Source organism: Vibrio sp. SCSIO 43140, assembly GCF_023716585.1.
Classification (GTDB): Bacteria; Pseudomonadota; Gammaproteobacteria; order Enterobacterales; family Vibrionaceae; genus Vibrio; species Vibrio maritimus_B.
Window position 1 is genome coordinate 1,319,930 of sequence record NZ_CP071851.1, and the last position, 11,831, is coordinate 1,331,760.

The window sequence follows — 11,831 nt, forward strand, 5'->3', positions numbered from 1 at the left end:
TTATTTCAATGAATAAGAACACTTTAATAGTTACGTCGTTCGCTTTCGCTCTAATTGGGTGCGCGTCGACAACGACCAAACCTCAATTAACTGGCTATGAGCGCGTTGTTGCTCCAAAACCTGGTCCAGACAGCAAAACGGATCTAACAGCAGTCTCTAAAGGCGGCTACAAGTCCATTGGACTTGACCCTACAAAAGGTGACTACTTAGCGCTTGATGTACCAGCATCAGCCGGAGATAGCCAAAAATGGCAAGCGCAAACACATGTTTCAGATGACTTTAAGTACACGTTCAATCGTACCTCTGAGCGCTCTGACTTCGGAGACGGGAAATGGTATAACTTTTATCATAATAGCTGGGATGGTCCCGGAGCAACATATTGGAAGCACGACCATGTCGGTGTACAGAACAATAACCTTGAATTTTACCTATCACGTAATCCAAGCACAGAGAAACAGGGGAAGCCTGGCGTAAATGCAGGCTGTATTACATCGAATACCCAAGTTGAATACCCTGTTTTTGTTGAAGCGAGCGTAAGTCTTGCTGATATTTCTTTAGCAACCGCTGTCTGGTTGCTGAGCCCTGATGATACGCAAGAAATTGATATCCTTGAAGCTTATCCTGGTAAAGACAATAATAACGGTCACTTTTCCCAATATATTCACCTTAGCCATCATTCATTTATTCGAGACCCATTTACTGATTACCAGCCTAGAGACACAAACAGCTGGTGGCTTGGTGACCGTGAAGGACACGCTAGTTGGGGTGACTACACATGGAACAATGGTGAGCGACAATATATTCAGATTGGCGTGAACTGGGTCAACCCTTTTCATTTTGAATACTATATCAATGGCGAGTTAGTTCGCGTTGTATACAATAATGCGTTTGCGACTAAAATGTTCAATCGCGGTGAGTGGACTTGGACTTATAGCTATCCAAAAGTAAATGGAAATAAGAAGCTATCGGACGATGGCAGTGGTTACCAAGCGGTAGATATCTACAAAAAAGAGCAAGGTGACTTTGATTTTGCTCTCTTAAAGCAAGCAAGCGAACGTTCACCCGCGTCAGTGATCGACCCATACAACTATCAGGATGGTAACGGGTTCGACAAACCGATGGACATTATTATTAACAATGAACTACAAAGCTGGTGGACATCCGATCCAACCGATAAAGAGTTAGCCGATACGTCCGGTCGAACAACTATGCTGGTCGATTGGATTCGCGTATTTAAACCTGTTGCAAACTAGTTTTCCTTTCAACCCTCTTGGGTATTCTTGAGATGCCCATCGAAAAGAAGCACCCAGCTATCAAGTAAGTATAAATAAAGGCCCAAACTGGATATTCAGTTTGGGCCTTTCGTTTAACGCAGTTTTCTATATAAAGCTGATTAGCTCGTGCTTACTACCTTTACTCTGAAACAAAGTTCAGTGGATAGATCTCATGGTCGTGCATCGTACCGTCACTTGCCGTAAATGTTGCGCGTAATGAGTAGAAGTGCCCCTCTGGCAATTCTTCTGTAGGAATGACTCCCTCTAAAGGAACAGAAAAACTAAAGCCTCCCGCTTCTGTGTTCACTGCTTCCTCTTCGACTAAGACGATATCACGCTGTGGGAGCCACTTGCGTTGAAAGTGGCGAAGCCAGATCCTTAGTCCACCCTCATCTGCGGAGATCACTTTATTGTTGGTCCCTGCATGATAATCAATGTGGACCGTCAATTTGTCACCAATGACTATCGGCTTGTTCGCAAAAGTATCGCTGTCGAGGATGCGAACAAACCCTGCAACATTCGGCTCGATTGTGAATGTTGTGCGACTTTCTACAGCCTCATTAGCTTCAGATTTTGCCGTAATGACCACAGTACCCTCTTTGATGGCATTAACAACGCCGTCTGATGTAACCGTGGCTACCCGACTGTCACTACTCGACCAAGTCAGTGTCGCATCATCCGGTCTCGCAGGGTCCATTACGATATCTAGTTTCTTGCTATCACCAACGATTAACGACGGCTTCGGCATTGATATTTCTAATGATTTTAGAGGATTAGGATACCAGTCCACCAGTTCAAATGAACGATCAGCACTTAAGTCCGTCACTTTACTAGTAGCCGTAATCACTGCTGATTGTCCGACCTCTCCGACAGCAGAGACCAACCCGGCTTGATCGACGGTCAATACCTTGTTGTTGCTACTTGACCAAACCACTGCTTGGTTTGAATTAGATGGCAAAAACTTCAAGGAGAGAGCAGCATCGGTACCTTTCCTAATTGCTTCATAGTCAGACTCAATCGATAAAAGGGTCGGGTCTAATTGTTCAGTATATAACTGTTGATTTACTGCTTTATTATTAAACTCTACAGACTCACCATTGCGCCATGTAACGACGACTGATTCAATTTCTGTCGCATCACCCACACCAAAGTGAACAATATTTAATAAGCTTTGAGAGAAGATTTCGCCCGCCGAGCCCACTCGTTTATGCCATGCTTTATCTGACGTTTTCACCGTGACTCTAGCTGAAATAGGATCAATATTTTCTTTTGGCGAATAACCCACTCTAACGGATACATAATTACCAATATCCTTCGTTTGATTGCTGTACAAATACCACTCACCAAACTCACTACCACTAAGTATATCGGTACGACCATTCATATCGAAGTCAAATGCTTGCCCCATGTCTCCATAGCCTGGACCACCGACATCCGACGCACCATGCATGGTTAATGTTTCGAAATGACCATTATTATTAAGCAGCATCAAATCAGAAATACGATGATTCACATTCCCCCACCGGTAGACCAAAAGATCTTGTCTACCATTGTTGTTGAAATCGCCCGTAGTAACACCCTGTGCATTACCCCCGCGTGGAATTCGCCATTCTTCCGAAACATCGACAAACTTATCACCATCATTTCGGAGCAAGAAGTCTCTCAGATTTCTGTTCTCTGGTATAAAATCTAACTCATATGAAGTAACACCTGTGAGATTGAATTTATACGCCCAGAATATGTCTCCCTTGCGCACCAGTGCGGCCTTCCATTGACCGTTACCCACATGCCCGAAGTAAACACCACTCTTACTAATATCATCAGGCCAACCCTGCGCGTCCTCGGCAGAAAACTCAAATTCGCCACCAGAAGGCACTGCTGTGGCATTTTTGTCTTTGCCTAGAAATATTGGATAATCTTTGTTTCTGAATCCATTTTGGCCAAGGAAGTAATAGTTATCGAGTTTTAAAGGACCATCAGCGGTAAATTGCCACTGTTCTTTACCAAAGTAAGGCCGAGGTTTAATAGAGAATTGCTTAGTTTCTGGATCGAAGTCTACGGAAGGAGCTTCCCCTCGCCCATGCTCGAACTCCTTGCCACGAGCAAAGTACAAATCGGTTTTTCCATTATTATTTATATCCAGATCTACAACGGCGGAAATCTGCTTTGCATCACGCAGTTCTTTTGGAAACTTTGAAGTAATATTTGTAAATGTAAAATCACCATTTCCCTGCCATACCGACATTGTATCGCGATGACCATAAAGAATGATGTCATCAATACCATCATTATTTAAGTCAGTAATTAGAGCTCTTTCCGGTGCTTCATTTTCGATACCCTCTACTGAGCGTAGTTTAAACTTACCATCACCCAAATTTTCATAGAAATGATGTTGCGGTGTTTCTTTATATAGGCCGCGCTCGTTTATCATTACGAAGTCTAGCTTGCCGTCACCATTAAAGTCCGCCCATTTAGAACCTCGACCGCGAGCCCCTCGCTCAATACCGACATCACCTGTATAAAGTACAAACTCACCATTATTATTACGGTAAAAGTTATTTCTCGATGGATTTCGCCCGTTACCACCGCCTTGCGCTAATATCATATCTAATTGACCGTCATTATCGTAATCCGCAAACGACGTGCCATGTAGATCATGCATATGCCAACGTGATAGATCTTTATGATGCTTTGTGACAGTGCCATCACCATTGTTCCAATAGAGTTTACTACTCTCCTCATTGTGGTTATTAACTACAAAGTCGTAGAAACCATCATTATTAATATCAGCAACCGTGGGTCCGCCATATTTAAGAGAATTGACTTTATCAAGCCCAGCTTTTACTGAAATATCTTCATAATATGGGACAATCAAGTCATCCACCGTTTCTAACTCTAAACCATTAATGATTAATGATGATGTTGATGACTTCACTTTTAATGTGACGGGGCCAAGTTCGGAAAACCTAACCAACGCTGATATTGTTTGTCTTCCTTTTGATGGCACATTCATATTATCAACAATTAGCTCTTCACCAGAAAAGATACTAACTGTTGCATACTCACCGATGTTATCAAGGTCCAGAACTATGCGTTTAATTGTATGATCCACATTCTCTTTAAAAAATGCTGGCGTTGCCGGGTCGACAAGCACAGTATCATCACTTGCAAGGGACGCGGTGGGTAATACACACGCCAAACTGAGCGCCAGTAAAGTTCGGGGCCTTATTCTATTTTCCTTCATTACTCTTCCTATATGTAAATACTGACAAAACATACAAACAACTCTTCTTATAAAAATAAGAAAAATCAATCTAAAAATATATATTCAACAATAGTGAAAGTTGCGAAAAAGAAGTCGCGACGTATAAAAGGCAATCCACTAAATGATAGGGATCCATGACATAAAACCATTCGACTTCACATCATCTAGATTATGAATCTAAAATCAACTCTCCTTTCTGGATCAAAAAAAGGAACTCAATCATAACAATGCAGTTCCTTATAATATCCTTACTTAAATATATATCGATAAATAGTGTTGCTACGCTACTTGCTTCGATAAACACCTTCCATCATGTACGCGATGGACTAAATATATTTATCACTTAATACTTGATCCAATGCAGAGCGTTGCTCAGCTGTGCCGTTAATCGTGGCCAAACCTTCCGATTTCACCCACTTCCAAGAAAACCGTCCCTGCGCTAATCCCAATAATATGTCCATTTCAGTTATTAACATTGGCAACTCGCGCCCGGGAACATAGTCAAGTAACCTTGCTTTCTGCGTGACATCAATCGTCGACATATGGCCATCGATGGGTTGGCGAAAGTCGAAAGTCGTGGATTGCACAGCGCTTGTATTCAGTGAATTCAAAAATAAGTACATGGCCATACTGTCGTTGCTTGGCTGCTCTATCTTGCCTTGGGTACGCCCTGCCTTAATGTAGTAACCCACGGTATACGACAATTCTTGTGTTAGGTTGTCTGTATCGAGATCATGGAATGCACAAGCTAACAACGATGGCGACAGCATCATATTAACCAATGAAAATACAAGAGCTTTCCGAATCAATGACATGGTGTTCCCCAAATAAAGGGCCGATAAATCTATCAGCCCTATCGTTATGACCAAATGTATGGTTTATTTTTGATAACGGCGCTTATACATTTGACTATGCAGTCTCTGTGCAGCTTCAACCATTGGCTCATACGGCACATCAGCAGTAGACACAAACCCTACGTTGTAGTTTTCTCCATCGAACGAGCGACCAGCGATTGGCGAATCAATATATTGAAACCAATGTGCCCCAACAAAATATGGGTTATCAATAACGGTATGCATGTAGCTCTCATACATCTCACTGCGCTCTTGCTGGTTCGCCGCACATACCAAGCCTGGATGGTAGAAACCAACATCCCTCGAACCAACATGGTATTCGCCAATGATACTTGGCATATCAATTTCCGGTAGGAATGACCATGGTTCTGGGTGTAAGCCTTCCTTGTAATAGTTGTAGCTAATGACGTCACAATGCTTGGCCGCTGCGCGAACAACGTCTGGCGTCATTCCCCAATCAGCAAATCGCACACCTAGATATAAATGATTTGGCAATTGTGCTTTTAACTCTTCGTTAACCACACGGAAGTACTCAGAGGCGAACACTTCAAGCAACATTCCATAGTCTTCTAGTTGCGCTTCATTGTGCTCAAGTGACTTAACACCTGAAGCCAATACGTCCCAAGAACCAATCTCAGTCCCCCAACATGCATTCAACGCATCAATGGTGGCATACTTTTCTTTCAAGGTATCAACGAATACAGCTTTGGTTGGGCAATCGGTCACATCACGGCCTAAGGTGTGAATGGCGATCCCATGGTGCCCCTCAATCGTACCCATTCGTCCCCAGCTCTTCTCATTGTCAATGAAAATACCTACACACCATGGTGTATCTTTTATCTCTTGTCGAACTTGCGTTACTGTGGCCCTAGCTCGTTCTCGAAATACTGGGTCAAATGGATCAGGCAGTGCTGACCAGAAATCGTCACCACTACTTACCGTCTTAAAGTCACCAATAATCCATCCATTAGCAAAGAAAGGGATTTTTTCATTGCTATAAAACTCTGGGTTTGTCCAATTACCTAACGAAGTAAAGCCCCAGTTCAACATTCTGTCGACGGTAACTTCACGCCATTTTTGCAAATAATTTTCGCCATATTTACGCTGCAAGTTTGCCGCATAGAAACTGAACGTTTCACCACGGTCTACCGGACCTTCAAACAGTTCCCGCATGTATGCGTAGTGTTCACCTAATGGTTCATCATAACTTGGCAACCATTGGAAAATATCACGGCGAGCTTGGTTAGCAACATAAGCGCTCTCTTTGGCCGCAAATGGAACCGTTACTTTTTCTTTTGAATCTTCAGGCGTGACATCATCGGATTCTCGAGATTCAACTTTACTATGGTCGTAATCAACGCCAGTGATTGTGTAGGCATTAGCAAGGCGAATGATATCTATGCCTGTGGCAAAGTAAGGATACCCTTCTGGGTCAACTAAGGACCATTTCCCATCGATCTTTTCCGTTCGAAAGAATCCCGTGGCTTCAAATCGCTGACCCTCTATGAATCCACCAAATTTACCTCGATCTGGCATCGCTCCTTCTTTCAGCTGTTGTAACTCCTTGCCAGTACGAGCGAGTAAGTCCTCATCGGATGTCACTTTTTCTGAGTATGATGCGTCTCGATTTTGACCATACTGGTCAATAACACCGTCTAGAAAGGCTGGATTTGGTTCTGGGTTTAACATCAAACGGAAATGATCGAAAACAATGTCATGGTCAATCAACGTACCATGGATGCTCAACTCAATTTTGGCGATGCTAGTCAAGTCAACATTCATCACCCCCCACATCCACGTTGCATAAGTAAATGGCGTATCGAACGATGCTGGATTTGATCGCAAACCTGAATCAAAGTTAGTCTTTCCTTTAAGAAACTCCCCCTTTAATTCAACTAGATAAGTATCCGTTGAGTGACCGGGAATATTTACACAGCGGCTATGCATTTGTCCTTTGTGATCAAATAGATTAATAAAAAGCTGTGTCGAACGATGGCCTACATTGGTTGCATCAAATGCAAAGCTGAATGCGGGTAACTGGCTCCAGTCCCATACTTCGCCTTCGTTTGGTTCTAACAAAATCGCGGTATGGAAGTTATCTTTGCTGTGAGTATGAACCTTTAGTGCATGTTCACCGACCGTAATTCCTTTTCCACTAGATACGAGAGTGGCCTCTATGTTTTCAAAAGAAAACTGGTTTGGAATGCTCTCTTCTGAAAAGTCAAACAATGGTATTGACCTATCGTGTTCAGAAAACGTAATCGCGTCCTTAGCTAACACTAACATATGGATAGTTACCTCAAAGCTGGCAGCAAAATTGGTTCAATGCTGCATTCAATAAATTTATCAACCAATTTAACTCAACATAACAAACCAATCCTTGATCAGTATCGCAAAAGCTATTTTCTTTCTGAATAACCGTTAAAAACCTCTTCGCCACTGTTGTTTATGTAAGAAACGTTCTAGAAACGACTTCTAATTCTGGTGGATATTTGGTCACCTTCAAACATTTACTCAAAAAACATCGGTTTTTAGTCGCGCTAGTCACACTTTCCACCCCAAAAGAGGTTTACCTATATATTTTTTGGTTGAACTTTACTTCAATGTCAACAAACCAATACTAATTGAGAACAAGGAGCCTCTCTTGAATCTTCAAAGATCTGCCCTATCACTTTTGATCGCGAGTACTCTATTTGGTGGCCTGGCTTACACACAGCACACGCAAGCTCAGGAAACTAAAGTAAGCGAAACGACTCTAAATACAGCAGAAAAACTTGATCTAACATCCAATGAAATCATGGAGAAAATGCAACCAAGCGATGTGACTTTTCATAAAAAAGATCACACATTGGTTGTCGATTTTGACGCGGTAAGTGAGAGTGAAGCCAATTCCAAGTGGCCAGGGCTCAAAATATTCGCACCCGATGATAAATGGGATTGGAACACTCAAGGTGGTTTTTCTATGGAAGTAGAAAACCCGACCGATGCGCCTTTACACTTTGAAATTAAACTTGCAGACACCATTGGTATTATGGGTGCTACAGAACATCAACTCGATTTACCTATAGACCTTGAACCCAATGAGAAGCGAACCATTGAATTTTATTTCAATGGTTCTGCTATGGAAATGCCGGGTTACCGAGGTGGTAAAAAGCTGAATCTGCGTCAGTTGTATGAAATGACGCTCTACACCGTTGGCCCAGTAGAAAAACAGACCCTACTCATCCACAGCTTTGACTTCCTCGAAGGAACTGGTGATTTAGTACAATCAGAGGTTCGCGAAACTAAGATGATTGACGCGCCAATAGAAGTCATTGCGCCCGTTCTATCATTCGAAAACTCAAACCTTGATATGATTGAGCGACATACCGGTTCTGAAGTTCATATTGTTGAGCGTAACGGTAATAAAGCACTCGAAGTGAAATATGGTACCGATGAGAGTTACCCGACGGTTAAGTTTTCTGCCGATAAACCGTGGGATTGGAGTCAGCATGACGATATTACGTTGGGCTTTGATCTAAAATACACAGGTGAGGCACCGATACAGCTTTATATCCGAGTTGACGATGATGTTGATGTTAATCTTGGGGGCAAGGCAAATGGTTCTAAACACAGTCGTACGGGCTATGTTCAACTCTCTCCTAATGATGAAGGGACCTATTATTTCACGCTAAAAAATCTAGACCAGACTTTCGATGCAGGCATGCGCGGTCTTCCGCCGAGAAAAGCCTATCAGGCTCAGCAAATGGGCTTTGGTTGGGGTGAGGATGAGCTAGATACGAGTAACATTGTTAGTATTCAGCTATACCAAATGAATCCTCAAAATGAGGCAACGCTTGAAATAGCGTCGGTATCCCTACTTCCCAATCTAGCCGCAGATTCTACACGCTTTGAAAATCTAATTGACCGATATGGTCAGTATAAAGAAGAGAATTGGAACGAGAAAGTTACCGATGACAAGCAGCTTGCACAAAGAGCTAAAGAAGACATCGAACTCCTAAAGAACGTAAGTTTGATGCCAGATAGATCGACGTTTGGTGGCTGGAAAAAAGGTCCGCAGCTCGAAGCTACAGGCTTCTTCCGAACGGAGAAAGTGAAAGGGAAATGGGCTCTTGTTGACCCTGAGGGTTACCTATATTTCGCGACTGGTCTTGATAACATAAGATTGGACGACACGTTCACCACAACAGGTATTGGTTTCACTAAAATAGAGAAGCCCGATACAGCAAACTACCGTCCAAGTGAGATTTCGGGTGTTCCATATCTTGAGCAGAAAGGAGAAAAAGCGGAACTTTCCAGTTTGAGACGCAACATGTTTAGCTGGTTACCAGACTATACCGACTCTCTCGCTCAATCATATCAATACAGTAAAATGATCCACGACGGCCCTCTCGATCATGGCGAAGTCTTCTCTTTTTACGCCGCAAACTTACAACGTAAATTTGAAACCAATAATCTAGATGACACACTATCAACATGGCGTGAAGTCGTTCTATCACGAATGATGGATTGGGGCTTTACATCACTAGGGAACTGGTCGGATACAGGATACTATAGCAATACAAAAGTCCCTTACACTGCACATGGATGGATCGTTGGAGACCACCAAAAAATTGCAACGGGAAATGACTACTGGGGTGCAATGCACGACCCATTTGATCCGGCGTTTAGAACATCCGTCACAACAATGGCTAAAGGTGTTGCCGAAGATGTAAATGAGTCACCTTGGTGTATCGGAGTCTTTGTCGACAACGAGCTCACCTGGGGTAACATGCAGCTTGATGCGAATCACTATTCGTTGGCAATTGGGGCCTTACGTCTGGATGCAAAAGACAGTTTTGCGAAACAAGCGTACGTTACCGCACTCAAAGAACAATACACTGACATCAGCGCACTTAACACTGCGTGGAATGAGAACTTGTCCTCATGGGACGATCTCTCTAAGAGCTTCCAATTCTCCGGAACCTATACAGATGCGATCAAATCTGACTTCTCGATGTTTTTAACACTACACGCTAACGAATTCTTCAAAGTAGTCAGCGAAGAAGTGAAGAAAGAGTTGCCTAACCATCTTTATTTAGGTTCGCGTTTCGCAGACTGGGGAGTAACACCTGAAGCTGCAAAAGCGGCAGCACCTTATGTAGATGTCATGTCTTACAACCTATACGCGTATGACCTTCAATCTAAAGGAGATTGGAGCCGATTAGAAGAACTCGATAAGCCTAGCTTTATCGGTGAGTTTGCCTTTGGCGCGATGGATAGTGGTATGTTCCATCCAGGCCCAATCAGTGGCGAATCACAAAAATGGCGTGGTGATATGTTTAAGCATTACATGCAGAGCATCGTCGACAATCCATATTTTGTCGGAGCACATTGGTTCCAATACTTAGATTCGCCTGTAACGGGACGAGCTTGGGATGGCGAAAACTACAATAATGGTTTTGTGACGGTAACTGATACTCCGTATAAAGAACTCGTCAACGCTGCAAAGCAATTCCATTCATCTCTCTACGACCGCCGCTACGGCGACCTGAAGTAAACTTGAGGGCCCCCTCTCCGGGGGCTACTCGAAGCTCATTTAGCCTCACAGAGAAGAAAGGGGGTTGTCGAAAAATTGAAAAAGGTCATAAGAATTACTTCTCACAAATGCCAGTGACTTAATTGCACTATTAGTACGATTCTTATCGATAGATAGAAGCCCGTTATCGATAAAACGAACCAACTTCGTCCAGTGCCCTTGGGTGTATTTGCTTGCCTGACCTAATGCACTTGACTCTACCACTTTCTGCGTAGTAGATCAGTGATAGATATCATCTAATACCGGCTTTGCTAGATTCTACCCTGGTATCAGGAGCTCCTCAGCTTTACCTATCTTGCCTAACTCATAAGCGTTTTGCCATCCATAAACTTGCGGCCAGCAGAGAGGAAAACCACGTTGGTGAACTTATCTAGCCTATCGTTAGCCGCATAGCCATCACTTTGAAGTTGACATTGACTATCGCCCATGAAGAACAAGTGCAAGCACTTGCGTGACTATTCCGATAGTTGAGCAAGACTACGTTTTTTACCTTCAACAATGACCTTGGCAAAGTCAGCCCCTTAGGTGTAGAGACATATATCAGACAGTATTGTTTTGACACACTACTGTAATCACCCGTCTTGAAGGCCGAGTACTTCGCTAGACAACTCTCGAGTATACAAGCGCACTTACCTCTAGTTACCGTATCGGTGGAGTACCCGCGATCATTCTCTCATTCGAAACACCATTCATGTTCGGAAGCCATGTTAAAAACAATTAAGAAAGTGACTGATAGAGAATTGCCACTACTTGGGTATTGTTTAAGTCGCTTATGATTTAGGTAAAATTTGTTATTAAACTGAACTCTGCAACAAAGCCGCCTAAAGGTTCAGCCACACTGTAAAAGGAACAAGCAAAAT

General features: G+C 43.0%; 6 protein-coding genes. 2 read left to right on the forward strand and 4 right to left on the reverse strand.

All coding sequences use genetic code 11. The features are described from left to right. Positions 1-8: 8 nt before the first annotated feature. A complete protein-coding gene (locus J4N45_RS24415; RefSeq protein WP_252015076.1) occupies positions 9-1,253 on the forward strand; it encodes a LamG domain-containing protein in 1,245 nt (414 codons plus the stop codon). 160 nt (positions 1,254-1,413) lie between these two features. On the opposite strand, the gene J4N45_RS24420 is transcribed toward J4N45_RS24415, so the two are convergent. The 3 genes from J4N45_RS24420 to J4N45_RS24430 all read right to left on the reverse strand — a co-directional run bounded on the left by J4N45_RS24420 (position 1,414) and on the right by J4N45_RS24430 (position 7,679). Beyond that, a complete protein-coding gene (locus J4N45_RS24420; RefSeq protein WP_252015077.1) occupies positions 1,414-4,518 on the reverse strand; it encodes an FG-GAP-like repeat-containing protein in 3,105 nt (1,034 codons plus the stop codon). Between the two features lie 347 nt (positions 4,519-4,865). Beyond that, a complete protein-coding gene (locus tag J4N45_RS24425) occupies positions 4,866-5,354 on the reverse strand; it encodes a hypothetical protein (protein WP_252015079.1) in 489 nt (162 codons plus the stop codon). Between the two features lie 63 nt (positions 5,355-5,417). Then, on the reverse strand, positions 5,418-7,679 hold the full coding sequence (locus tag J4N45_RS24430) for a beta-galactosidase (RefSeq protein ID WP_252015081.1): 2,262 nt from the start codon (positions 7,677-7,679) through the stop codon (positions 5,418-5,420). A gap of 358 nt (positions 7,680-8,037) precedes the next feature. Between J4N45_RS24430 and J4N45_RS24435 the strand changes: the two genes are divergently transcribed. Further along, on the forward strand, positions 8,038-10,932 hold the full coding sequence (locus J4N45_RS24435; protein WP_252015083.1) for a beta-galactosidase: 2,895 nt from the start codon (positions 8,038-8,040) through the stop codon (positions 10,930-10,932). A gap of 45 nt (positions 10,933-10,977) precedes the next feature. On the opposite strand, the gene J4N45_RS27305 is transcribed toward J4N45_RS24435, so the two are convergent. After that, entirely contained in the window at positions 10,978-11,175 is a 198-nt protein-coding gene (locus tag J4N45_RS27305; RefSeq protein ID WP_353505887.1) for an IS66 family transposase, read from the reverse strand. Positions 11,176-11,831: the final 656 nt, after the last annotated feature.

Excerpts from the sequence above, each read along its gene's own strand:
- J4N45_RS24420 (WP_252015077.1), bottom strand. The coding sequence starts at position 4,518 with ATGAAGGAAAATAGAATAAGGCCCCGAACTTTACTGGCGCTCAGTTTG.
- J4N45_RS24415 (WP_252015076.1), top strand. The coding sequence starts at position 9 with ATGAATAAGAACACTTTAATAGTTACGTCGTTCGCTTTCGCTCTAATT.
- J4N45_RS24425 (WP_252015079.1), bottom strand. The coding sequence starts at position 5,354 with ATGTCATTGATTCGGAAAGCTCTTGTATTTTCATTGGTTAATATGATG.
- J4N45_RS24430 (WP_252015081.1), bottom strand. The coding sequence starts at position 7,679 with ATGTTAGTGTTAGCTAAGGACGCGATTACGTTTTCTGAACACGATAGG.